The organism is Pseudomonas sp. AC016 (assembly GCF_979253365.1).
Genome location: NZ_CEEDCC010000001.1, coordinates 5,262,171 through 5,286,952 on the forward strand (window position 1 = coordinate 5,262,171; position 24,782 = coordinate 5,286,952).

17 protein-coding genes and 2 pseudogenes are annotated in these 24,782 nt (G+C 60.0%); 13 read left to right on the top strand and 6 right to left on the bottom strand.

Annotated features, from left to right (window positions below; genetic code table 11):
- Position 1: 1 nt before the first annotated feature.
- The 6 genes and pseudogenes from AC0IXS_RS23680 (at position 2) to AC0IXS_RS23705 (ending at position 7,219) form a co-directional block, all read left to right on the top strand.
- Positions 2–1,603, top strand: coding sequence for a 5-oxoprolinase subunit B/C family protein (locus AC0IXS_RS23680; protein ID WP_137202441.1), 1,602 nt, complete (start codon positions 2–4; stop codon positions 1,601–1,603).
- Positions 1,600–3,336, top strand: a complete 1,737-nt coding sequence (locus tag AC0IXS_RS23685; protein ID WP_122667526.1) for an ATP-binding protein — start codon at positions 1,600–1,602, stop codon at positions 3,334–3,336. Before AC0IXS_RS23680 ends, AC0IXS_RS23685 begins: the two co-directional genes overlap by 4 nt.
- A 150-nt stretch (positions 3,337–3,486) precedes the next feature.
- A pseudogene (locus tag AC0IXS_RS23690) lies at positions 3,487–4,728 on the top strand (OprD family porin).
- 237 nt (positions 4,729–4,965) lie between these two features.
- On the top strand, positions 4,966–5,334 hold the full coding sequence (locus tag AC0IXS_RS23695) for an antibiotic biosynthesis monooxygenase family protein (RefSeq protein WP_025996751.1): 369 nt from the start codon (positions 4,966–4,968) through the stop codon (positions 5,332–5,334).
- Positions 5,335–5,415: 81 nt separating this feature from the next.
- Positions 5,416–6,321, top strand: a complete 906-nt coding sequence (locus AC0IXS_RS23700; protein WP_471825840.1) for an NADP-dependent oxidoreductase — start codon at positions 5,416–5,418, stop codon at positions 6,319–6,321.
- Between the two features lie 202 nt (positions 6,322–6,523).
- A complete protein-coding gene (locus AC0IXS_RS23705; protein WP_057410737.1) occupies positions 6,524–7,219 on the top strand; it encodes a tRNA (adenine(22)-N(1))-methyltransferase in 696 nt (231 codons plus the stop codon).
- Here the strand turns inward: AC0IXS_RS23705 and AC0IXS_RS23710 are convergent.
- Positions 7,216–8,058 (bottom strand): EamA family transporter, encoded by an 843-nt coding sequence (locus AC0IXS_RS23710; RefSeq protein ID WP_057410736.1) that lies wholly within the window; start codon positions 8,056–8,058, stop codon positions 7,216–7,218. The two genes, AC0IXS_RS23705 and AC0IXS_RS23710, sit on opposite strands and share 4 nt — an antisense overlap.
- A gap of 147 nt (positions 8,059–8,205) precedes the next feature.
- Between AC0IXS_RS23710 and gcvA the strand changes: the two genes are divergently transcribed.
- Entirely contained in the window at positions 8,206–9,081 is an 876-nt protein-coding gene (gene gcvA, locus AC0IXS_RS23715; RefSeq protein WP_241151740.1) for a transcriptional regulator GcvA, read from the top strand.
- 17 nt (positions 9,082–9,098) lie between these two features.
- On the opposite strand, the pseudogene AC0IXS_RS23720 reads toward gcvA, so the two are convergent.
- The 4 genes and pseudogenes from AC0IXS_RS23720 to AC0IXS_RS23735 all read right to left on the bottom strand — a co-directional run bounded on the left by AC0IXS_RS23720 (position 9,099) and on the right by AC0IXS_RS23735 (position 13,547).
- Positions 9,099–9,803 (bottom strand): annotated as a pseudogene (locus AC0IXS_RS23720) (helix-turn-helix transcriptional regulator).
- Between the two features lie 2 nt (positions 9,804–9,805).
- Entirely contained in the window at positions 9,806–10,738 is a 933-nt protein-coding gene (locus AC0IXS_RS23725) for an NAD(P)-dependent alcohol dehydrogenase (protein WP_471825842.1), read from the bottom strand.
- A 458-nt stretch (positions 10,739–11,196) separates the two neighbouring features.
- Positions 11,197–11,940 carry a substrate-binding periplasmic protein gene (locus AC0IXS_RS23730; RefSeq protein ID WP_122846982.1) on the bottom strand — a complete coding sequence of 248 codons (744 nt, stop codon included), beginning with the start codon at positions 11,938–11,940 and terminating at the stop codon, positions 11,197–11,199.
- A 149-nt stretch (positions 11,941–12,089) separates the two neighbouring features.
- Entirely contained in the window at positions 12,090–13,547 is a 1,458-nt protein-coding gene (locus tag AC0IXS_RS23735; protein ID WP_122667517.1) for an efflux transporter outer membrane subunit, read from the bottom strand.
- 87 nt (positions 13,548–13,634) lie between these two features.
- Here AC0IXS_RS23735 and AC0IXS_RS23740 point away from each other — a divergent pair, with 87 nt between their 5' ends.
- The 5 genes from AC0IXS_RS23740 to AC0IXS_RS23760 all read left to right on the top strand — a co-directional run bounded on the left by AC0IXS_RS23740 (position 13,635) and on the right by AC0IXS_RS23760 (position 21,471).
- Positions 13,635–14,249, top strand: a complete 615-nt coding sequence (locus tag AC0IXS_RS23740) for a TetR/AcrR family transcriptional regulator (protein WP_471825844.1) — start codon at positions 13,635–13,637, stop codon at positions 14,247–14,249.
- A 75-nt stretch (positions 14,250–14,324) separates the two neighbouring features.
- A complete protein-coding gene (locus AC0IXS_RS23745; RefSeq protein WP_057410766.1) occupies positions 14,325–15,431 on the top strand; it encodes an efflux RND transporter periplasmic adaptor subunit in 1,107 nt (368 codons plus the stop codon).
- Positions 15,428–18,538, top strand: a complete 3,111-nt coding sequence (locus tag AC0IXS_RS23750; RefSeq protein WP_471825846.1) for an efflux RND transporter permease subunit — start codon at positions 15,428–15,430, stop codon at positions 18,536–18,538. The genes AC0IXS_RS23745 and AC0IXS_RS23750 overlap by 4 nt, the downstream gene beginning before the upstream one ends.
- A gap of 2 nt (positions 18,539–18,540) precedes the next feature.
- Positions 18,541–19,821 (top strand): beta-ketoacyl-ACP synthase II, encoded by a 1,281-nt coding sequence (gene fabF, locus AC0IXS_RS23755; protein WP_471825847.1) that lies wholly within the window; start codon positions 18,541–18,543, stop codon positions 19,819–19,821.
- 393 nt (positions 19,822–20,214) lie between these two features.
- Positions 20,215–21,471 carry a multidrug effflux MFS transporter gene (locus AC0IXS_RS23760; protein ID WP_471825849.1) on the top strand — a complete coding sequence of 419 codons (1,257 nt, stop codon included), beginning with the start codon at positions 20,215–20,217 and terminating at the stop codon, positions 21,469–21,471.
- A 14-nt stretch (positions 21,472–21,485) separates the two neighbouring features.
- Here AC0IXS_RS23760 and AC0IXS_RS23765 read toward each other — a convergent pair whose 3' ends face one another.
- Complete coding sequence (locus AC0IXS_RS23765) at positions 21,486–22,859, bottom strand: protein kinase domain-containing protein (RefSeq protein WP_137202451.1); 1,374 nt, start codon at positions 22,857–22,859, stop codon at positions 21,486–21,488.
- Positions 22,860–23,138: 279 nt separating this feature from the next.
- On the opposite strand from AC0IXS_RS23765, the gene AC0IXS_RS23770 reads away from it, so the two are divergent.
- Positions 23,139–24,758, top strand: coding sequence for a methyl-accepting chemotaxis protein (locus tag AC0IXS_RS23770; RefSeq protein ID WP_471826288.1), 1,620 nt, complete (start codon positions 23,139–23,141; stop codon positions 24,756–24,758).
- Positions 24,759–24,782: the final 24 nt, after the last annotated feature.

Consider the following 24,782-nt stretch of genomic DNA (forward strand, 5'->3'; position numbering starts at 1 on the left):
CATGCGTTTCTACCCGGTCAGCCAGGACGCGCTCCTGGTTGAATTGGCGAACCTGGACGAGACTCTTGCCCTGTTCGACTCTTTGCAGCAACAGCCCATCCATGGCGTGGAGGAACTCGTTCCAGCGGCCCGTACGGTGCTGGTGCATTTTCGTCCCGGCGCGGTCAGCCGCGAAGCACTTGCTGCGCAGATCGCCACTCGTGACGTGCACGGCAAGGCTCGCGCAGCGGGCAAGCTGATCGAAATTCCCGTGCATTACAACGGCGAAGATCTGGAAGACGTCGCCCGCGAACTGGGTATCAGCCCTGAAGAAGTGATCCGCAGGCACACCGGCAGCGATTACAACGTGGCGTTCTGTGGCTTTGCGCCGGGCTTTGCGTACCTGAGCGGCGGTCCTGAATTCGTGGTGCCGCGCCGCAGCACGCCGCGCACCCGTATTCCTGCCGGTGCCGTGGCGCTGGCGGGCGGTTTCAGCGGCGTCTATCCGCAGGCGAGTCCCGGCGGCTGGCAGATCATCGGCCTCACCGACGCCCGCATGTGGGATCTGGAGCGCGACGAACCTGCGTTGCTGCAACCGGGTTATCGGGTGCGCTTTGTGGACGTTGGTCCTGTCACCGAATCCGTTTCTGTGGCCACACCTGCGCGTCGCCAGGCGTCTCACGCTACTGAACATTATCTGGAAGTGCTGTCGCCGGGTTTGCAGACCCTGTTTCAGGACCTTGGACGTCCCGGTCGTGCAGGGCAGGGGGTTTCGGCTTCCGGTGCCATGGATCGGGGCGCGTTGCGCGCCGCTAACCGTGCGGTGGGCAACGACCCGGCGAGCGCCTGTCTTGAAGTGCTCATGGGCGGTCTGACCTTCACCTGTCACGGCCAGACGGTAGCAGCCGTCACTGGCGCAACGGCTGCTGTGGAAGTCCTTACTGCTGACGGCCAGCGGCTGCGTCCGGCGCTTTACACGCCGTTCGCCTTGCAGGAGGGCGATCAGGTGAGCATCGACTCGCCGTCTGCCGGTCTGCGCAACTACGTGGCGATTCGCGGCGGCTTCACGCAGGAACCGGTGCTGGGCAGCCTGTCCACTGACACGCTGGCTCAGGTCGGACCTGCGCCGCTGGCAACGGGCGATCGTCTGGGCTTTCACCACACACCGGGCGGCGCGTCGGTGTCGCTCAGCGAGCAACAACCGTTCGACATGCCCCGTTCCGATCAAGTCATCGTGCTGGACGTGGTCATGGGGCCGCGCAGTGACTGGTTCACCGCCGACGCTCAGGCTGTTCTGGCCGGGCAGACCTGGCAGGTCACGCCGCAATCGAACCGCATCGGCGTGCGGCTGGCAGGCGATCAGGCACTGGAGCGTTCGGTTCACGGCGAACTGCCCAGCGAGGGCACGGCCGTCGGCGCGATTCAAGTGCCGCCCAGTGGCCAGCCGGTGCTGTTTTTAGCAGATCATCCGTTGACCGGTGGCTATCCGGTCATTGCCGTCGTGGCGCCGCATCACCTGGACCTGGCCGGTCAGATTCCGATCAATTCCCGCATTCGCTTCAATCCGCTGGGCGCGTTCGAGCCCGTGTGCCCAGCTCTTTCAGACGAGACCAATAACCAATGAAAAAGGTTCTGATTGCCAACCGTGGCGAAATTGCCATCCGTATCGCCCGCGCCTGCCGTGACTACGGCGTAGCCTCGGTGGCGGTGTATGCCGACGCCGACATCGATGCGCTGCACGTACGCCAGGCCGACGAGGCTTATGGGCTGAATGGCGAGCGGCCTGCCGACACCTACCTGAACATTGAAAAACTGCTCGCGGTGGCGGCTCGTGCCGGTGCCGACGCTGTTCACCCAGGCTACGGCTTTTTGTCCGAGCGAGCCGATTTCGCACGCGCCGTGATCGATGCAGGCCTGACCTGGATCGGCCCGGACCCGAGCACCATCGATGCGCTGGGCGACAAGGTCCAGGCCAGACGCATCGCCCAGAAAGTCGGCGCGCCCTTGGTGGCCGGTACTGAAGGCCCGGTCAACGACGCCAGCGAAGTGGTCGCCTTTGCCGAACAGTTCGGTCTGCCGATTGCGATCAAGGCAGCCTTTGGCGGCGGTGGTCGCGGTCTGAAGGTGGCGTGGAAACTGGATGAAGTCAGTGAACTGTATGAGTCGGCCGTGCGTGAAGCGGTGGTGGCGTTCGGGCGCGGTGAATGCTTCGTCGAGCGCTTTCTGGACAAGCCTCGTCACATCGAGGCGCAGATCATTGCCGACCGCCATGGCCGCGTCGTGGTCGCTGGCACTCGCGACTGCTCGTTGCAGCGCCGCAATCAGAAGCTGATCGAAGAAGCACCTGCGCCGTACCTGGATGACGCACTGCGTCAGCGTATCCATGACTCGGCCCGCGACATCTGCGCCGAGGCGGGCTATGTCGGTGCGGGCACCGTGGAGTTTCTGCTCAGCGCCGATGGCACGCTGTCGTTCCTTGAGGTCAACACCCGCTTGCAGGTCGAGCACCCGGTCACCGAAGAAACCAGCGGCATTGACCTGGTGATCGAGCAACTGCGCGTGGCGGACGGATTACCGTTGTCGTTTGAAGGCACACCGGTCCCGCGTGGGCACAGCTTCGAATTTCGTATCAACGCCGAAGACGCAGGTAACGGCTTTTTGCCGACGCCAGGTTCCATCGACCTGTTTCAGCCGCCGTCCGGTCCGGGCGTGCGTCTGGAAAGCGGCGTCGAGCAGGGCTCTCGCGTGTCGCCGAACTTCGATTCGATGATCGCGAAACTGATCGTCACTGGCGCTACCCGCGAACAGGCAATCCGTCGTGCCCGCCGTGCGCTGGCCGAGTTTCGTGTCGAGGGCGTGGCGACCGTGCTGCCGTTCCATCGCGCGGTCATGGACCATGATGATTTCACTGCAGCCGACACGTTCGACGTGCACACCCGCTGGATCGAGACAGACTTTGCCGAGCAGATCACCCTGGCTCCGCGCAGTGTTGAGTCGGCTGACCCAGGCGTGTTGCGCACCTTCGTCGAGATCGATGGCAAACGCCATGAACTGGGCCTTCCTGCCGCGCTGCTGCGTGGCGTCAGCGTGGGCGCAAGTGATGCGGTAATCGCACCGGCATCGGCCGAAGCGGTTGATCCGCACGCTGTCTTGACACCGGTCGCAGGCAATCTGCACAGCTGGGTGGCCAAGGACGGTGAGTCGGTCGAGGCCGGTCAGGTCATTGCCGTGGTGGAGGCGATGAAAATGGAAACCTCGGTTCTGGCACCTTGTGCCGGTCAACTGCAGATTACCGAACAGCCCGGAAGTTATCTGAACGCAAAGTTCCAGATCGGGCGCATCAACACCGATAGCTGATCAGCAACACCTTCTTTCGGCAATAACACAGTCGGGTCAATGACCCGGCTGTTGCGTCCTGCCGCCAGAAAATCGTTCCACGCACCACCGCACTGCTTATAAAAATAAAACCAATCGATTCAATCTGCCCTTATCCGGAGCATGACGGGAATGTCGATCAATAAGGCTTTTTGCTTAATCAGTACTTGTGCACTTACGTATCCATTGTTGGCCTCGGCGGATTTCATTGCCGATAGCAAGGCCAGCGTGGAATTGCGCAACTTCTATTTCAACCGAGACTTTCGTAACGGACCGCCGACCGCTCAGCGGGACGCGGCGAAAGAGTGGGCGCAAGGGGCGTTGTTTCGGGTCGAGTCCGGTTATACAGCTGGCACGGTGGGGTTCGGTCTTGATGCCCTTGGCATGCTGGGGCTGAAGCTGGACGGTGGGGACGGCTCGGGCGGCACGGGGCTGCTTCCTGCTGACCTCAGCTCCAGAAACGGCCGTGGCTCGCAGGATGAATATTCGAAACTTGAGCTGACGGCCAAGGCGAAAGTCTCCGAGACGGTGCTGAAGGTCGGCTCTCTGGCGTTTCGCAGCCCGGTGGTGTCGAGCAACGATACCCGCCTGTTACCCGCCACGTTCGAAGGCGCAATGCTGACGTCCAAAGATATCAGCAACCTCAGTCTGCAGGGCGGCAAGCTGGAGCAGATCAAGCTCAACAGCTCTTCCAACTACCAGGACTTCACCGGCAACCGCATTGGCGGTACCAGTGATGACTTCACCTTTGGCGGCGGCACTTACAGTTTCAGCAAGACGCTGAGCACCAGTCTGTATTACGGCAATCTGGAAAACGTTTACCGGCAGTACTACGGTGGCGTTGTTTACGACGTCCCGCTTGCAGATCGCCAGTCGCTGAAGTTCGACCTGCGGTATTCGAAAAGCACCGAGGACGGCAATTTCCGCAACCTCGACAATCGTGCCGCCAACGGGCAAGTGTCCTACACACTGGGCAGCAGCGTATTCATGGCCGCTTAACAACGCATGAGCGGTGATGATCCCTTCCCGTACATTGCCAACTCCGATCCGTATCTGGTGAACTTCGTCCAGATCAACGACTTCGCCAACACCCAGGAAAAATCCTGGCAGTTGCGCTACGACTACAACTTTGTCGCACTGGGCATTCCCGGACTGACCTTCATGTCCCGTTATGTCAGCGGCGATAACGCGCTGGTTGCAGGCAGTAACACGGGCAAGGAGTGGGAGCGCAACACCGATCTGGCGTACGTCATCCAGAGCGGCTCGCTGAAGAACGTGAGCCTCAGGCTCAGGAACGCCACAGTCCGGTCCAACTTCGGCAACGATCTGGATGAAACACGCTTTATCGTGAGTTACACACTGCCGTTGTGGTGACAGATTTTCGAGACGCTCACCTTCTGTAATAAACATCAGGCTGTGGAGGCGCCACTACGTCGAAGGCGTGGCGGCGCCTCCCATGCGGTAAACAACCCTGCACCCTGGTGACAGAAACTGTCCGTCTGCCCATTTACCATGGCGTGGACAAGGCAAAATCCTGGACGAACGATTGGCGCAGCGGAGACTGTTTCTTGCCTTGGCAAATGAACCAGTAGCTGATCGAGGAAACCCATCATGTCCAGTGTCGAGCCGCTTGATCCGTCGTTTCCGTTGAGCCAACAGATGGGGATCGATGCCGCACCCATCGTATTGGTCAATGTCTGCACCCTGTCACCTGAAGATGAAGCAGCCTTTCTGGTCGCATGGGCAGCAGACGCCGCTTTCATGAAACGCCAGCCCGGTTTTATCTCGACGCAACTTCATCGTGCATTGGGCGATAGTCCGACCTACCTGAACTACGCGGTTTTCGAGTCCGCAAAAGCCTGGCGCACTGCTTTCAAGCACCCGGAGTTCCGCGAGATCGCCAAGGCTCATCCGCCGTCGGCCGTGTTTCGTCCGCATCTGTTTCAAAAAATCGCTGTAGCCAATTTGTGCACAGCCTAGCGATTGCAATCTGTTGCCGTTGAATGACAGCCCGGACAGATCACTGTCCCGGCGGTTTTTTACGCTGTAAGAGGAATGCATATGAAAGCTGTTCAGTTCAATGAATACGGTGGCACCGAGGTGTTGAAGATCGTCGACATAGAGCCACCTCGCCCAGGCGTAGGTGAAGTGCGTATCAAGGTGCTAGCCGTCGGGGTCAATCCCATTGATTGGAAGATACGGGCGGGCTACATGCATGACTTCATGCCCGTGACCTTTCCCGCCGGTGTCGGCTCGGAAGCAGCAGGCGTGATTGACGAGGTCGGCGAGGGTGTTTCAGGATTCGCGGTCGGCGATACCGTCTTTGGCTACGGACGAAATACGTTGGCGGAACAGGCCGTGTTGAGAAGCTGGGCGCATGTGCCGCGCAGCATGCCAATCGAGGTGGCGGGTGGTTTACCGGTCATTGTTGAGACGGCGACTCGCATTCTCGACCACGTCAAAATCAAGGCCGGTGAAACACTAATGATAACGGGCGCTGCGGGCGGGGTCGGATCGGCTGCCATTCAGATCGCACTGCATCGCGGCGCAATTGTGATTGGCACGGCGAGCGTCCCAAAGCATCCGTACATTCGCAGTCTGGGCGCTGTTCCGACGAGCTACGAACCCGGCCTTACCGAAAGGCTGCGCATGTTGGCGCCCAACGGCGTAGACGCCGCACTCGACCTGGCAGGGGCCGGCACGATAGCCGAGCTGGTGGCGATTGTCGGCAATGCTGATCGTGTTGTTTCCATTTCTGATGTAACGGCCCCGCAGCATGGCGCGGCGTTCTCAGGGAAATCGCTCGATCATCCCGAGCGGGCGTTTGCAGAGGCGGCGCAACTGTACGAAGTTGGATCGCTTGATCTGCGCATCGAGCAGACCTTTCCGATGGAAAAAATCGCCACCGCGCAACAGATCAGCGCCGCCGGGCATGTTACCGGCAAGCTCGTCATAACGACTCCTTGATCGAATCACCGACTCGCGGCCTGCCTAAGCAGGCCGCGACAGGTGTCGTATCTTCCGAGTCGCGTCGCACGGAGCACTGCTCACGACAATTGTGATTCTCTGCTCGCCCGGACGCAGACAGTTGAAATCCACGTCATACCCCGACAGAATCGCGCCCCGATCCGGCCAGTGCGTGCGGACGTTTTGATGAAAGGGGCTGCCGTTGAATGAACAGACATTGTCCATGCGCCTGGAGCGCGTGGCGGCGCACGTGCCTGGCGGGGCGCGGCTGGCCGATATCGGTTCCGATCACGGCTACCTGCCTGTGGCCCTGATGCGTCGTGGCGTCATCGTTGCTGCGGTGGCGGGCGAGGTGGCGGTCACACCGTTTTGCGCGGCCCAGCGTGTGGTGCACGAAAACGGTTTTGAGCAACGGATCACCGTGCGCCTGGCCAATGGTCTGGCAGCCATCGAGCCGCACGACGGCATCACCGCGATCAGCCTGTGCGGTATGGGCGGCGAGACCATTCGCGACATCCTCGAAGCGGGCAAAGCGCGCCTGAGCGGCACCGAACGCCTCATCATGCAGCCAAACGGGGGCGAGCAACCGCTGCGCCTATGGCTGATGGAAAACGGGTACCGTATCGTCTGCGAAGAAGTGCTGCGCGAGAACCGTTTCGACTATGAAATAATCATCGCCGAGCGCACCGGCCCGGTGATCTATACCGCAGAAGAGTTGTACTTCGGCCCGCTACAACTGCAGACACGCAGCCCGGCGTTTCTGGCCAAGTGGCAGCGCTTGCTGCAGCAACGGCAGAAAACCCTGACCAGCTTCGCCAAAGCGAAACAGGGCGTGCCTGAAGAGAAGTTGCAGGAGATCGAACGGCAGATTCGCTGGATCACTCAACTGCTGGCCTAGAGCCCAAGACAAATGGCCCCAGCCGCCACCAGCCCGCAAACGGCCCAGCGCTTCGTACTCATCTCTTCGCCCAGAAACATCTTCCCGATCAGCGCCGCGAACACCACGCTGGTCTCGCGCAAGGCCGACACGCCGCCCATGGCGCCTGACTGCATGGCCCAGATCACGATGCCGTAGGCGGCGATGGACACCAGTCCGCCGAGCGCCGAAGAGCTGACGGCGGCGGGGTGCTTTTTCAAGGACGCGGCCAGTTCGTTGAGCCCACGGCTCGCTACAAACAGCAACGGCATGGTCCAGAACGACATGAACATCCAGGCGGTATAGGCCAGCGCCTGCCCCTGCGATTGCCGCACACCGATGCCGTCGATCACGGTGTAGAGCGCGATCAGCACGCCGGTGGCAAGTGCTGCGAGAACGCCGGAGCGGGAGACATGGCGGTCCAGGAAGGCGAGCGTGAGAATGCCGCCCGATATCATGACGATCCCGACAACGTGCACAGCGCTGAGTGTTTCGTTGGCAAACAACGCAGCACCGAGCGTTACGAGCAGCGGCGAAGAACCTCGTGCTATCGGATAAGCCACCGCCAGATCACTGTTGCGATACGAGCGCACCAGACTGATGTTGTAGACGATGTGCACCAGCCCGGAGGCCAGCAGATAGGGCCATGCTCCAGCGGCTGGCAAGGGCAGAATTATGACGGCCACGGTCGCCACCGACGCGATCATGATGCCCATCCAGGCCATGGACAGATGGCGGTCGCGGTTGCCGTGCAACATGGCGTTCCAGCCGGCGTGAAGCACGGCAGCGAGTAGAACCAGACCGCCTGCGTAACTGAGCATGGTGTTTTCCGAGTGGGCAGTGCGAAGGAGGCGCCAGAAACAAAGGCAGTGTTTATCTGTTCGGCAAAATATCTATCTTGGTGCGGCCTGGCAAACCAGATAAATTGGCTACTCACGTTAGCGTAGCTATTGCGAATGAAACGAGAATTGCCCCCGCTTAATGCCTTGCGCGCCTTCGAGGCGGCCGGCCGTTTGTGCAGTTTCAAAGAGGCCGCAGTTGAACTGCATGTCACGTCTGGAGCGATCAGTCAGAGTGTTCGTCTGCTTGAGGACTGGCTGGGCTCGACATTGTTCGAGCGACACAATCGTCGGGTCGTTCTGACTGCGGCCGCCAGAACGTATCTGGCTGAAATCGGGCCGTTGCTTGAACAGATCGCGCTGGCGACGGCGCGGTTCGGCTTGCCTGATCCGGCCCCGCGCTCGCTGCTGGTGAATGCCCTTGCGACCTTCACGTTGCGCTGGCTGGTGCCGCGGCTTGATGCGTTTCGCGCCACTTATCCCGGCATCGACGTGCAGGTGCATACCTCGAACAAGGCCGTGGAAAGCCTGAAGGAGCCCTACGACCTCATCATCCGGGGTGGGCCGGACACGCTTTATGGCTATCGGACGCGTGTTTTCCTGAGTGAAGACAGAATCCCTGTGTGTAGCCCGGCGCTTCTGAAGCGACTGCCGTTGAATACCCCAGAGGACCTGAGACACCACACGCTGTTACATACCTCCAGCTTGCCGAGGTTGTGGCCGGACTGGCTGGCGAGTGCAAGCGTCCCTGCGTTGCAGCCAGCTGCGGGCGTGGTGTTCGATCACTTTTATCTGACCTTGCAGGCTGCCATCGACGGATTGGGCATCGCGATGGGGCCCGCAGCGCTGGTTGCCAGCGACCTGCAGGCTGGAAGGCTGATGATGCCCTTTGCCGGGCCGCGCCTTAAGTCGCGCAGTTACTGCGCCTATGTGCCTGATGAAAAGCTGGACGATGAAACGGTGCAGTTGTTCTGTGCGTGGCTGGAGGGGCAGGGTGACGGTTGAGGAGAGGGCTGCCCGTGTCAGCAGGTCTCGCCCCGGACGTTACAGGGCAGTATTTCGAGCGCACGCCACTCCTTGATCATCTGGCGACGATTGCGCGTGTAACGTTCGGTCAGGACGTGTGCTTCTACGATATCGTCCATGTCGATAATCCGGTATTTGCTGTCACCTTCGCACCACGCCGCCAGATGACGCCTGGACTCGATGAAGCCCAGCATGATCGGCCAGATGGTCTGCGGATCCTTGGGCGCATGTTCGATTGAAAGCGTGATGCTCAGCTTGCACTGATCACGCAACGCACGGCGGATCTCGCTCAGGTCTATGGTGGATGACACGCTGAGCGGTGTGCTGATGTAGAACGTCTCGTCCTCCAGCGTCGGTCGCATCTCCACAGGCAGAACGGCACTGATCTTGGCCAGGGCGTTTTTCACGGCGAAGGCGAATTTGTCGTCGGTCTAGCGGCTGACCCACTGCGCACCAATCATCAAGGCTTGAATTTCCTCTTCCGTGAATGACAGCGGAGGGAGGAGAAAACCGGGCTTGAGGATATACCCCAGACCCGGTTCGCCATTGATGTCGGCTCCCATGCCTTGCAGGGTTGCGACATCACGGCGGATAGTGCGCAGCGAAACGCCCAGCTCCTGCGCGAGGGACGCGCCCGAAACGGTCCTGCGATGCCGGCGAAGCGCTTGCATCAATTCAAACAAACGATGACTTCTGGCCATGCCTACTCCATCGCGATAACGCCTTTGCCGCCGAGTTTGCGTCCTTGCTCAATGTCGGTGATCAGGTTGATCGCGCTGCTCAAGGGAACGACTTCACCCACCGGGATTTTGAATCTGCCCCGGCTGGCGGCTTCGGCCAGCTTATCCAGAATCTCGACGCGTGGCGAACCTATGATGGGCTTGAGCCTGCGGTCGAAGAGGGCGCGTATGAATTTGCCGGGACCGGGGTTCAGATCAAGGAATACGCCGCTGGGCCGCAACATCGCAAGGCCCTGCGATACGCTCAGGTTGGCCGCAGTATCCAGCACCACATCAAAACGGGTGCTGATGGCTGAAACGGGCGTCGTCCGATAATCGTAAACCGTATCCACGCCCAGCGCCTTGGCCTTCTGGATATCCCTCGCGCTGCAACTGCCCGAGACCGTTGCACCGAAATAACGGGCGATCTGCACAGCCGCTTCGCCCACCGCACCCGAGCATCCGTTGATGAACACGTGCTGGCTGGCCTGCAGCTTTGCTTTGTCGACCAGGCTGTTCCAGGCGGTGATACCCGGCGTGCCAATGCAGGCGGCGTCTTCGAACGAGAGCGATTCGGGTTTTATAGCTAGAAAGGCTTCCTTGGTCACGATGGCCTGAGCAAACGCGCCGCTTTCCTTGAAACGGGCCAGTCCCAGTACTGCGTCGCCCACCTTGAGCCGAGTGACGTCCGCGCCAACCTTGATGACCGTGCCCGAGAAATCCATGCCCATCGCCCGAGGAAAGGTCTTGCCGGTGACAATCTTCATCACCCCGCTGCGCAATTTCCAGTCAATCGGGTTGATGGCGGCGTAACTGACCTGCACCGCCACCTCGTCCTTTCCGGGGCTGGACAGCTCGAAATCCTCGAGCCGCATCAACTCCGGACCGCCGTACTTGCTGTACTGAATGCGTTTCATGAGATGTCTCCCCCGTGAGTGTGGGGATGACACTACACAGCGACAGGGACAGTTTTTGTCACCATGGTGAGCGGGCTGTTGATGCGTTGATGATCGTTCCCCTCGCTCGTGCCAACGCCAAGGACACTCCGCGTTCGAATGTAAGGCGCAGCGTCACGGGCTGCATGCCCACGCGGAGCACTCGTCGTTCTACACAAGTCCGACTCAACACTGATCGTGCCCATCGCTCTGCGTGGGCATGCCTCCCGTGACGCTCCGCGTCACAAATGGCACAGACTGCGGATTCAGTGAGCCAAGCGCATGGCTTGTATAACGATGAACGCTGGACTTGGGTATGCAGCCCGCGACGCTCTGCGCCACATTCGAGAGCGGACGCGGAGCGTCCTGGGAGGCATTCCCACGCAGAGCATGGGAACGATCATCATCGTATTCCTCCAGTAGGATTTGTGTATCACTGCTCACTGCAAAGGCTGCTCATACCTCTGCTGAATACGCTCCAGTTCACCGGACTGACGCAGGGTTTCCAGAGCGCTGGCCCATGAGGCAACCAGTTCGTCTTCACTGTCCTGACTGAAGGCGATGTAGAGCGAGGAGCGATACAGCTCGATAGGGACCTGTCGCAGTGTGCCGGGGGCGATGTTCAGGTGTCGGCTCTGGTAGGCCACGCCCGCAGCGGTGTCGCCGATGATGATGCCAGTGCGACCGTTCAGCAGCATGCGGTAAAGCTGTACGCTTTCGGTGGCGCTTTTATCGAGGTTTTTAAAGCCCAGTGACTGCAGCATGTCGGGCAGCAGACCTGCGTGCCGGGTGGTGATCTGCGGCGCGTGCAGCAGTTGTTCGAGCGAGGTGACTGGCGGTGCCGTTGCCAGTTGATAAGGGTGTATCGACTCTTCCAGGATGGGGCCGACCCACTTGTACAAGTGCTCGCGCTCTGGGGTGCGAAACATGGAGTACATGATGGTCCTGGGCCGCATCTTCAATATGTGACTCGCCCTCATGCTGGGCGCCAGCACGATAGTGAATTCGTGCCCGGTGACCTTCATGATTGCGCGGACTATCTCGGTGGTCATGCCGGTAAGCTGACCGTTCTCTGAATAATTGTAGGGCGCCCATTCTTCAGTCACGACCTGATAGTGATCGGCCCTGGCAGGCGCGCTGAGCAACAGACACAACAGTACTGAAATCAGTGTCGAATAATTCACATGGCCTGCCTGGTGGGCTGTTCGATCACTCAGGTCGGATCGACAGTCAAGACAAGCATAGACTCAAGCGAATGGCTTGGCAGCCCGGGTGGCAGGGAAAAGTATGCATTTGGATTCAGTGCCCCCCGAGTTCCGGTTTGTTGCGGTGGCTATCGAACCGCAACATCTGCCCCCGGCGCTTGCCAGCCACCCCCGAGTGCCTTGAAGGCAGCCACGGCTGCACGGGCGGTTTCGGTCTGGGCCTGAGCTCTGGCGTCCGATGTCTGAAGCATCGTTTCATCGGCACGCAGCACGTCGATCAGGCTGGCCGCCCCGTTTTGATAGCCCGCAAAGGACGACTGTCTTGCTGCAGTCAGTGCCTTTTCACCACGGCTGAGAATAGTCGTCTGAGTGGTGCGATTGATCAGCGAAGAAAACGCATTCTCGACATCTTCGGTGGCCCGCAAAACGGACTGTCGATAAGCGGCCAGGGCTTCTGCTTCCGCGCCCTTGGCCTGATTGATCTGCGCGTTGACGCGGCCGAAATCGAACAGCCTCCAGCGCAGTCCCAGTACGCCTGCCGACTGGCTGGCACCGCTGCTGAACAGGTTGCCGCTCGACACTGCTGTCGCACTGCCGAGCAGGGCGCTCAGCGAAAGTTTGGGGTAGTACTCGCTGACTGCCACACCTATACGGGCGCTGGAAGCGGCAAGGCGACGTTCAGCGACCATAAGGTCAGGTCTGCGGCGCAAAAGATCGGCAGGCGTGCCGGTTGCGATGAGTGGTGGGGCGCTCGGTATCGCTTTCGCTGCCGCCAGTTTCGTGCGGTGGGTGCCAGGAGGTACGCCCAGCATGACGTCGAGGGCATTCATGGCGGCATCCAGTCCTGACTGCAGAACAGGCACGGTCGCCTGAACCTGCGCGAGTTCGCCTTCGGTCTGGCGCAGCTCGTACTCGGGCGACAGGCCTCTGTCGTAAAGCATCTGTACTTTCTCCAGCAGGTCCTGCCGGGTCTTGACCTGCCGTTGCGCGATGTCCAATCGAGTCTGCAGCCCGCGAATCATGATGTAGGTATCAGCCGTCTGCGCCGCAACCGCCAAGCGTGTCGCCGCAACGCCCGCCTCGGATGCCTGATAGTCAGCCAGTGCGGCTTCGCGGCCGCGCCTCAGTCCGCCAAAGACGTCCAATTCCCAAGCGGCGTTGAGGTTGGCTTCGTATGCATTGCCGTAGCGATCAAAACCCGGGGTTGAGTCCAGTACCTGTCCGAGCGGCGTTTCCACTGACTGATAGGCGCGCGAGGCCTGCCCGCTGACGTTACCCGACGGCAGCAGCGCAGCAGTGGCGGCGCTGAGTCCGGCGCGCGCTTGAGTCAGCTGCGCGCTGGCCTGAGCCAGTGTGAGGTTCTGCGCCAGCGCACTGGAAACGAACTCGTTCAACAGTGGGTCGGCAAAACTCTGCCACCAGGCCGCATTATCGAGCTTGAGCGCTGTAGAATCCGGCCTTGCGTCAGGTCGAGCCAGATAATGAGCCGACACAGGAGCGTCCGGACGCTGGTAATCCGGACCTACGGCGCAGCCCGCCATCAGGCTGGCACTCATCAATAGTGCGTACGTGGAAAGCGGGCGCATTGAGATTTCCTTGGGGTGAACAATTGTGACCATATTACAATTTGGTCACTTGTTGTCAATCAAGGCTTGCGGAGCTAAGCTGGAAACATGACTAAGCATATCGATACGACCCCATCACGCGGACCGTCCGACCACAGCGTTCGCGATCAGGTCGTGGAAGCGGCCACCGAACACTTCGGCCACTACGGTTTCGAGAAAACCACAGTGTCCGATCTTGCCAAGGCCATCGGTTTTTCCAAGGCCTACATCTACAAGTTCTTCGACTCCAAGCAGGCCATCGGCGAGGTGATCTGTTCCAATCGCCTGGCCATGATCATGAACATCGTCGATGCGGCAATCGCAAATGCGCCAACCGCCTCGGAGAAGCTGCGACGCCTGTTCCGCGCGATTGTCGAGGCCGGTAGCGATCTGTTCTTTCACGACCGCAAGCTGCACGACATTGCCGCCGTCGCCACCCGTGACAAGTGGCCCTCTGCAATGGCGCACGATGCCCGCTTGCGCGAGCTGATCCAGCAGATCGTTCTTGAAGGGCGTGAGTCCGGCGAGTTCGAGCGCAAGACGCCACTCGACGAAACCGTTCAGGCCATTCATCTGGTCATGCGTCCCTACATCAGCCCGGTCCAGTTGCAGTACAACCTGGAGATTGTGCCCACAGCCCCCGTACACCTGTCCGCGCTGATACTGAGAAGCCTCGCCCCATAAGTTTGTGACTATTGACTAAATTGGTCACTATCTAGAGAATCGGATTCCTGCTCACTTTTAAAAGTTAGGGATCCCATGCTCCGGCTCATACCTGCAACGCTCGCCGTTTGTGCTCTGCCCTTCGTTCTGACCGCGTGTGGCGACTCGTCGAGCGTGCGCGATCCTCGTACGCAACCGCCGTTGGTGAGAAGCGCCGCAGTTTCGAGCGCCAGTGACGGCGCTCGTTCGTTCACAGGCGTGGTGGTCGCTCGCGTGCAGAGTGACCTCGGGTTCCGCGTCTCCGGGAAGATTCTGGAACGCCTGGTGGACACGGGGCAGACCGTCAAGCGCGGCCAGCCGCTCATGCGTCTGGATCCGGTCGATCTTGGTCTTCAGGCGCAGGCCCAGCAGCAGGCTGTGGCAGCTGCCGTGGCGCGGGCAAAACAAACGGCAGACGACGAAGCCCGCAACCGGGATCTGGTCGCTGCCGGCGCCATTTCCGCATCCGCCTACGACCGGATCAAATCGCTGGCTGATACGGCCAAAGCCGATCTCAGTGCTGCGCAGGCGCAGGCTGCTGTCGCACGCAATGCCACCGGCTATGCGGTGTTGCTGGCCGATGCAGACGGCGTCGTGGTCGACACCCTCGCCGAGCCTGGACAGGTCGTCAGCGCAGGGCAACCGGTGGTCAGGCTTGCCAAGTCGGGTCAGCGTGAGGCCATTGTTCATTTGCCGGAAACGTTGCGGCCTGCCGTCGGTTCTGCAGCGCAAGCGCGGATGTACGGAAACAACGCCGAGGTGATCCCCGCGAAACTGCGGCTGCTGTCCGACTCGGCCGATCCACTGACCCGAACCTTTGAAGCCCGTTACGTACTCGACGGTGCCAACGCCGTCGCTCCCTTGGGTTCGACCGTCACGCTCGACATCGATGATGGCAAGACCTCCATGCAAACGCTCGCGGTGCCCATTGGCGCCCTTCATGACGCAGGCCAGGGGGCAGGCGTGTGGGTGATCGCCGGAACACCGACAAAAGTGTCGTGGCGCGGCGTGCAGTTGCTGGGCCTGAGCGACGATTCAGCCCGAGTGACAGGTGGCTTGAAGCCCGGCGAACAGATCGTGGCGCTGGGTGCCCATCTGCTTCACGAGGGCGAAGAGGTGCTGGTGTTGCAACCGAGTAATGTCGTTGCCGGAGCGAAGCCATGAGCTCGGGCCGTTTCAACCTCTCGGCGCTGGCCGTTCGCGAACGGTCCATCACGCTGTTTCTGATCTTCCTGATCGGCGTCGCTGGTACGCTCTCGTTTTTCAAGCTGGGGCGCGCCGAAGACCCGCCGTTCACGGTCAAGCAATTGACGATCATTTCGGCATGGCCCGGCGCAACCGCACAGGAAATGCAGGATCAGGTCGCCGAGCCGCTTGAGAAACGCATGCAGGAGCTGAAATGGTATGACCGCAGCGAGACCTACACTCGCGCCGGTCTGGCGTTCACCATGGTCTCGCTGCTGGACAAGACTCCGCCGTCCGAGGTGCAGGAAGAGTTCTATCAGGCGCGAAAGAAAGTTGGCGATGCAGCGAAGACTCTGCCAGCAGGCGTGATCGGTCCGATGGTCAACGACGAGTTCTCGGACGTGACCTTCGCGCTCTTTGCCTTGAAGGCCAAGGGCGAACCGCAACGCCTGCTGGTGCGCGATGCCGAAGCCCTGCGTCAGCGGCTGCTGCACGTGCCTGGCGTGAAGAAGATCAACATCGTTGGAGAGCAGGCCGAGCGCATTTTCGTGTCGTTCTCCCACGAGCGGCTGGCGACGCTGGGTGTTTCGCCGCAGGACATCTTTGCTGCACTCAATACCCAGAACGTGTTGACGCCCGCGGGCTCCATCGAGACCGATGGGCCTCAGGTGTTTTTGCGTCTGGATGGCGCGTTCGACAAGCTCGAGAAAATCCGCAATACACCGATTGTAGTGCAGGGCAGAACTCTCAAGCTGACGGACGTCGCGACCGTCGAGCGCGGTTATGAAGATCCTGCCACGTTTATGGTCCGCAGCCAGGGCGAGCCCGCCTTGCTGCTGGGCGTCGTGATGCGCGATGGCTGGAACGGGCTTGACCTCGGTAAGGCACTGGATGCCGAAACTGCGAGTATCAACGCGGCCATGCCATTGGGCATGACGCTTTCCAAAGTCACCGACCAGTCCGTGAACATCGCTTCATCGGTCGATGAGTTCATGATCAAGTTCTTCGTCGCGCTGCTGGTGGTGATGCTGGTCTGTTTCCTCAGCATGGGCTGGCGAGTGGGCGTGGTGGTGGCGGCTGCCGTGCCGCTGACCCTGGCGATTGTGTTCGTGGTCATGGAAGCGACGGGCAAGAATTTCGACCGCATCACTCTGGGCTCGCTGATTCTGGCGCTGGGCCTATTGGTGGATGACGCGATCATCGCCATCGAAATGATGGTGGTGAAAATGGAGGAGGGCTACGACCGCATCAAGGCCTCCGCCTACGCCTGGAGCCACACCGCAGCGCCCATGCTCGCCGGTACGCTGGTCACCGCAGTCGGCTTCATGCCCAACGGTTTTGCCCAGTCCACGGCTGGCGAATACACCAGCAACATGTTCTGGATCGTCGGCATCGCGCTGATTGCGTCTTGGGTCGTCGCGGTCGTGTTTACGCCTTACCTGGGCGTGAAGCTGCTGCCTGACATCAAGCTGGTCGAAGGCGGTCATGCCGCGATTTACGACACGCCACACTACAACCGTTTTCGCCGGATTCTGGCCCGGGTCATCGCTCGCAAATGGCTGGTCGCAATCGTGGTGATCGTGACCTTTGTCGTCGCGGTGCTGGGCATGGGGCTGGTCAAGAAACAGTTCTTCCCGACGTCGGATCGCCCGGAAGTGCTGATCGAAGTGCAGATGCCGTACGGCACCTCCATTGAGCAGACCAGCGCCACCTCGGCCAAGGTCGAGGCGTGGCTGCAGAAGCAGGACGCGGCGAAGATCGTGACGGCCTACATCGGGCAGGGCTCGCCGCGTTTTTATCTGGCGATGGCGCCTGAGTTGCCCGATCCATCGTTTGCCAAGATTGTCGTGCTGACGGACAGCCAGGAATCGCGTGAAGCACTCAAGCACAGCATCCGCGAAGCGGTCGCGCAGGGGCTGGCACCCGAAGCGCGGGTGCGGGTGACACAACTGGTGTTCGGGCCGTATTCGCCGTTTCCGGTCGCGTACCGGGTTGCCGGTCCCGATCCTGACAAACTGCGCGAGATTGCGCAGCAGGTACAGACTGTCATGCAGAACAGCCCGATGATGCGCACCGTCAACACGGACTGGGGCTCGCGCGTACCGACGGTGCATTTCTCGCTGAATCAGGATCGCCTGCAGGCAGTCGGGCTGACCTCCAGCGCGGTCGCCCAACAGTTGCAGTTCCTGCTGTCCGGCGTGCCGATTACCTCGGTGCGCGAAGACATTCGCTCGGTCGAGGTCATGGGCAGGGCAGCCGGGGACATCCGTCTGGATCCGGCAAAAATCGCAGGCTTTACCCTTGTGGGTTCCGGTGGCCAGCGCATTCCGCTCTCGCAGATCGGCGAAGTCGGCGTGCGCATGGAAGACCCGATTCTGCGTCGTCGTGACCGTGTGCCCACCATCACCGTGCGCGGCGACATTGCCGAGCATCTGCAACCGCCGGATGTGTCGTCGAAGATCATCAAGGAACTCCAGCCGATCATCGACAACCTGCCGGCCGGTTACCGCATCGATCAGGCCGGTTCGATCGAGGAGTCGGCCAAGGCGACCGTGGCATTGCTGCCGCTGTTCCCGATCATGATTGCGGTCACCTTGCTGATCATCATCCTGCAGGTGCGTTCGATGTCGGCGATGGTCATGGTGTTCATGACCGCGCCACTGGGGCTCATTGGTGTAGTGCCGACCTTGCTGCTGTTCAATCAACCGTTCGGTATCAACGCGCTGGTGGGGCTGATCGCGCTGTCCGGCATTCTGATGCGCAACACGCTGATTCTGATCGGGCAGATCGATCAGAACGAAAAGGATGGGCTTGATCCTTTCCATGCGGTGGTGGAAGCCACCGTGCAGCGAGCGCGTCCGGTGCTGCTCACGGCACTGGCTGCCATTCTGGCGTTCATCCCGCTCACGCATTCGGTGTTCTGGGGCACGCTGGCTTACACGCTGATCGGCGGCACGCTGGGCGGTACGGTCATGACCCTGGTGTTCCTGCCGGCCATGTATTCCATCTGGTACAAAATCCGCCCCGATCAAAAGCCGCAGGCTGCGCAACACGTCTCCACTGACTCACCCATGACGAGGACCTGAGCATGAATGATCACCAAGGACAAAAGCGCATTGTCGTCACCGGCTGCGGAGTGGTCGGGCCGTTGGGCTGCGGTGCAGAAGAAGTCTGGCGCAGGTTGCTGGAAGGACAGTCAGGTATCCGTGCGCTCGATGATACGGTCAGTGACGGTACAGGTGTTTCGGTCGCAGGCCAGGTGCCAACGCTTGAGCACGATCCGGTGGCAGGCTACGACCCTGATCGCGTGATCGCGCCTAAAGAACGCAAGAAGATGGACCGTTTTATCGAGTTCGCACTGGTGGCTGCCCACGAAGCTCTTGAGCAGGCGGGCTGGCATCCCGAAACCGAGGCAGAGCAGCAACGCACGGCCACGATCATCGCCTCCGGCGTCGGCGGCTTCGGGGTCATTGCCGATGCCGTGCGTACCACTGATACGCGCGGGCCACGTCGCTTGTCGCCGTTCACTGCGCCGTCGTTTCTGGCCAACATGGCAGCGGGGCATGTCTCGATCCGCTACGGTTTCAAGGGGCCGCTGGGCGCGCCGGTGACGGCCTGCGCAGCCGGTGTGCAGGCGATTGGCGATGCGGCCCGGCTGATCAGCAGCGGCGAGGCGGATATTGCGATTTGCGGCGGGACCGAAGCGGCAATCGATCGCGTCACGCTGGGTTGTTTTGCCGCTGCGCGGGCACTGTCCACCGGGTTTGCCGACCGGCCTCAGGAGGTCTCGCGCCCGTTCGACCGGGACCGCGACGGGTTCGTCATGGCTGAAGGCGCAGGGCTGCTGGTCATCGAGTCGCTGGAGCACGCGTTGGCACGAGGCGCGACGCCGATTGCAGAACTGGTGGGATACGGCACCAGCGCCGACGCCCACCACCTGACCGCAGGCCCCGAAGACGGCAACGGCGCACGCCGGGCCATGGAACAGGCGCTGCGTCAGGGCGGCGTGGATCCGTCTGAGGTGCAGCACATCAACGCCCACGCCACCTCGACACAGGTCGGTGACAAAGGCGAGCTTGCTGCGATCCAGGCGGTGTTCGGTGCAGGCGCCAAGGTCGCGATCACCTCGACCAAGTCCGCCACCGGGCATCTGCTCGGTGCCGCAGGCGGGATCGAGGCGGTGTTCACTGTTCTGGCGCTGCGCGACCAGATCGTGCCGCCGACGCTGAACCTCATCCACCCGGATGAAGCGGCCGATGGCCTGGATCTAGTGGCGCTGACTGCCCGCAAGATGTTGATCACCCATGCGCTGTCGAACGGGTTTGGTTTTGGTGGCGTGAATGCCAGTGCGTTGTTTCGGCGTTGGTAGAGGTTGCCAGGTGATAGCACGCTGATCCACAGCGAAGCCTCGTGAAGAAGCTCTGAAATCTGCTTCTGCCCGAAGGGCGTGGGAGCTCTCGGAGGTTACGACGGCAGCGATGGGCTGCGCAGCGGCCCAGGTTGTATCTGACACACCGCGTGTGCAGGTTTCTGCCGGTTCCCGGCAGATCGCCGGCAAGCCACCTCTTATCAAACAACCCATAAGTCACTGAAGAAACTGGATTTTGTGGGAGCGGACTTGTCCGCGAAAAGGCCGGTACATCCGACGCATGCGGTGGCTGAAACACTGCATTCGCGGACAAGTCCGCTCCCACGACGCCCGGTGTTTGCTGCACGACAGCGCTACGTCGAAGACGTGGTGGCGCGTCCCACACGGAATGGCGTGTACTCAGCAAACCAGTCTTTTTATAGAGAGCCATCAATGAACAACGTGACGGATAACGATGTGAACGTGGCACCCACGGGTAAGGTGATTGCATTGCTGGCGGGTCTTTCGGCCCTCAGCATCCTGTCCACCAATATCATCCTGCCTGCCTTTCCCGAGATGGCATCCCAGTTGGGCGTGTCGTCACGCGAACTGGGACTGACGTTTTCCAGCTTCTTCATCACCTTCGCCCTGGCCCAACTGGTCGTCGGCCCGTTGGCAGATCGCTACGGAAGAAAGAGGCTGGTGTCGGGCGGTCTGTCGGTCTTCGTGATCGGCACGGCAGTGTGCGGCTTCGCCCAGTCGTTCGAGATGCTGATTGCCGGACGTGTGATACAGGCACTGGGGATATGCGCGGCGGCAGTACTGGCGCGAGCGATCGCGCGGGACCTGTTTCAAGGCGAAGCACTGGCGCGAGCGATGTCGCTGATCATGGTGGCGACCGCCGCAGCGCCTGGGTTCTCGCCATTGCTGGGCAGTGTGCTGACGACCGCGCTGGGATGGCGCGCGATCTTCGTCATCGTCGCAATTGCCGCGCTGTTGGTCGCGCTGATTTACAGCCGTACGCTGGGCGAAACGCTGCCAGCCTCCAGCCGGGTTTCGCGCACGGTGCCTGAAGTGTTCGTCGCCTACGGCAAGCTGATGCGGGACCGTCGATTCATCCTGCCCGGGCTCTCGGTGAGTCTGTTGATGAGCGGGCTGTTTGCCTCTTTCGGCGCTGCACCAGCGATTTTGATGAGCGGGATAGGGCTTACGTCTCTTGAAGCCGGGTTCTATTTTGCCGCAACGGTATTTGTGGTCTTCACCGCAGGCATCGCAGCCCCCAGGCTGGCCCACCGATTCGGCATTCGAACCGTCACCGCGACAGGCTTTGCCATCGCACTGATCGGCGGACTGCTGCTGTTGCTGGGGCCGGTGTACCCGAGCCTGGGCGCCTACACCTTGTCGATGGTCATCTTTCTGTGGGGCATGGGCCTTGCCAATCCGCTGGGCACTGCCATCACCATGGGACCTTACGGCGCACAGGCAGGGCTCGCCTCAGCGTTGCTGGGCTTTCTGACCATGGGGTGTGCGGCGGTTACCACATGGCTGGGATCGGCACTGACGTTTCCAGCCGTGACCACGCTGGGCGGGATTCAGGTGGTGGTGTGTGGTGTGGCGCTGGGGGTGTTTGTGATGAGTGGCAGGGTCTTGGAAACGGGGTATGGACAGTAATGCACATGCGACGATCAGTATTCTTGTCCTCCTCGCTGCACCATGGCTTTCGTCAGGAACCTCACCATGAATTGGCTCTGATAGGGGCCTTTTTCTGCATGGCCGTCCGGGTAACGAGCTTCCGCTCTCAGGCCGTCGCAGCTTCCGAAAATCATCAATTCTGAAGACGAGCGGCGGTACGTCAAATCTTCGACACAGACGATAAACAGAGTGGACTCCAAGTGGCGGTCGAGGAGGAAGCGCGCGATAAGGCGTGTGTTCTGAAAAGATACGTTTAATGACGAGACTTGCGAATCTTGCTCTGCAATGTGATCGACTAACGCCTGGGGAGACGGCCTGTAATTTCGCGCTCCCTTTAACCATCTTCGGAGGAGCGCCGACGTTGGCAGACGGTTACTCAGCGTCCCGATCGCCAGTACGAAGTCGTCACGAATGGCATGCACAAACTGTTTCATGAAAGCGTAACGCTGCTGGTAATGAATTTCTCTCAGCGCTTCGTTATGCAATTTCAAATATGCCCGCTCTTCGCCTCCAGCGCGTTTTGCTTGCGGTGTTGTCGATATCAGGTGATTCATATTTCCGGCCAGTTGGGAAAGTGTCGGTCTTTTCTCTGGACGCATATTGCAGGCTTGAGCGACCAGCACCATCGTGTGATGAATTCCAGGAGCATCTGGAAACTGCCTTGCAAGGTCGAAGTCATCCTGGAACCAGACCGGCCCTGGAAACACAATATGCTGCTTGCCGTTCACCATTGCCCATAGCACTTTCCCAAGGCTGAACACGTCAGCTTTTTCATTCACCGCAGCCACGCGTCCAAGGCTGTATTCGGGAGGACGATAGGCCCACGCCCCCACAATGCAGTTCGTAGAGGTCAACTGCTCATCTGCAGCCAGGTAGGCGCAGCCGAAGTCACTGAGCGCGAGTTGGATCTTGCCTTCTCTCAGTCGATACAACAGATTTTCCGGCTTGATGTCACGGTGGTGAACAGGGTGGGGCCTCGCTGCAAGCCGAATAAGTGTCTGCACTATTACAAGCAATGCATCAGCTGCTTTTCCGGGCTGGCCCGCGAATTCGCCAATAATCTCTTCAAGGTTGCCCTCAAATAGCTCCATGACGATTTCGAGTTCCCCCAACCTTTTGCGAACAGCGACAACTGGAACAATCGCAGGCTCGGTCTTTCCGACCATCCCAGCCATCAGGCGAGCCTCTCTTGCGAAACGCGCGACAGACTCTTTGGAGGCACCGGGTTTCAAGCGTTTGATAGCGTAAGTCCCGTCCGTCCACACGTGCGCATTGCCACCCTCACCTTTATAACGCCAGGCCACAGGTATTCCCTCGTGCCTGGGATTCCAGGGCGGTCCCCCGGCGTCTACGTCCTTGATTTCCATCACTCATCCGTGAGTCAGCAATTTGCTTAACGTCTAAATATTTTAGCAACATGCCGAGGATCTGCTTGGTGCTGGTGGGATATACATTAGTGTCCATGGTGTTCTGCATTGACTCTGAGATCACTTCGGGGCCCGCCATTTTTCTCGGCACTGCACAACGCCTTGGTATCGACGCCCCGAGATACCATGCCGCCCTACGTCAGACCTGCTTAAAGTTTCCAGCGTTGAGTCGATAGCATGATGATGTGTCATTCATTCGACGGAAGACAGGAAGCCAGCATGCGCCTAAGAAATCTCAACGTAGCTCCCCGAGCTGCCCTGTTTTTCGCACTGATCATCGCTCTGGTGTTTGTGCTCGGCGCATTCGCCGTGGTGCAAATGGGCAAGCTGAGGGACGCCGAAAAGGACGTCGAACTCAACTGGATGGCCAGCATCCGACAAACGGCTTTGATGAATTCTGCAGTCCTTCGCCTCAGGCTTGAAACACAGCGTGGCCTTGCTGATCCTCAATCCATTCAAAAGACGATCGACGGCTTTCCTGGCTACCGCAAAGCATTCAACGATGCGGTGACAGGTTACGAGCCCCTCATTTCGGGTGACAAAGAAAGGTCGACTTATGCACCGGTAAAACAAAGCGCCGATGCCTATTCCAAACAACTGGATATTCTCGAACCGCTGATGAGGCAGGGTGATATAGCGGGTTCGGTCCAACTGGTCAGTACGAGCATTCGACCGCTGACGAACGCGATGGAAGATCAGATCAAAGACCTTACAAAATTCAACGATGAAGGTGCCGCTCGGGCCGGGCAAACCGCAACTGATCTTTACGAAAGTGGGCTCTGGCTTGTTGTCGGGCTGATCACGGCTGTCGTTATTCTGACAATTGGTTTTGCACTGCTGCTGACTAAGAGCATTACTTCACCCATCAACGATGCCTTGAACGTTGCAGAGCGCATCGCAGCCAGTGACCTCTCCAAGGAAGTGCTGGTCAGCGGGACTGATGAAGCCGGCCGACTATTGAAAGCACTGGCGCAGATGCAGGCGAACCTTCGCACCACGATCATGCAGATATCCGATTCATCCAACCAACTGGCGTCCGCCTCGGAAGAGATGACAGCGGTTACCGAAGAATCCAGTCGTGGTCTTGTTGCCCAGAACGACGAGGTCAATCAGGCGGCAACGGCAGTCACCGAAATGAGCGCGGCGGTTGACGAGGTCGCTCGTAACGCCGAATCCGCTTCCGAAGAGTCGAAGCGCACCCAGGGTTATACCGAAGAAGGTTCGGCCCGAGTGGCCCAGACGTTGAAGTCGATTCAAAAACTGAACGGTAACGTTGAAAACACCAGCGAACAGATTCAAGGCCTGTCGAATCGTGCCCAGAGCATTTCCAAGGTGGTCGAGGTGATTCGAGCGATTGCCGAGCAGACCAACCTGTTGGCATTGAACGCTGCCATCGAAGCCGCCCGTGCAGGCGAGCAGGGGCGTGGGTTTGCGGTGGTAGCGGATGAAGTAAGAGCGCTGGCCCATCGCACCCAGGTGTCGACACAGGAAATCGAACAGATGATCGCGGCGATTCAGACCGATTCCGATCTGGCAGTGAAAGCGATGAACACAAGCAAGGATCTGGCGACCGAATCGCTGGGCGTCGCTCAGGAAGCCAGTACTTCGCTGGACCAGATTGCCAAGGCCATCGTTCAGATCAACGAGCGCAACCTCATGATCGCAACAGCCTCCGAAGAGCAGTCCCATGTCGCCCGCGAAGTTGACCGCAACCTGGTCAGCATCCGCGAACTCGCCACCCAGAGCGCCGCAGGCGCCAGCCAGACAGCCAGTGCATGCGGTGAAATGTCGAAACTGGCGGTTAATCTGAACCAGTTAGTGAACCGGTTCGTGGTGTGATCGGTATTTTGCGGGGTTGGTTGG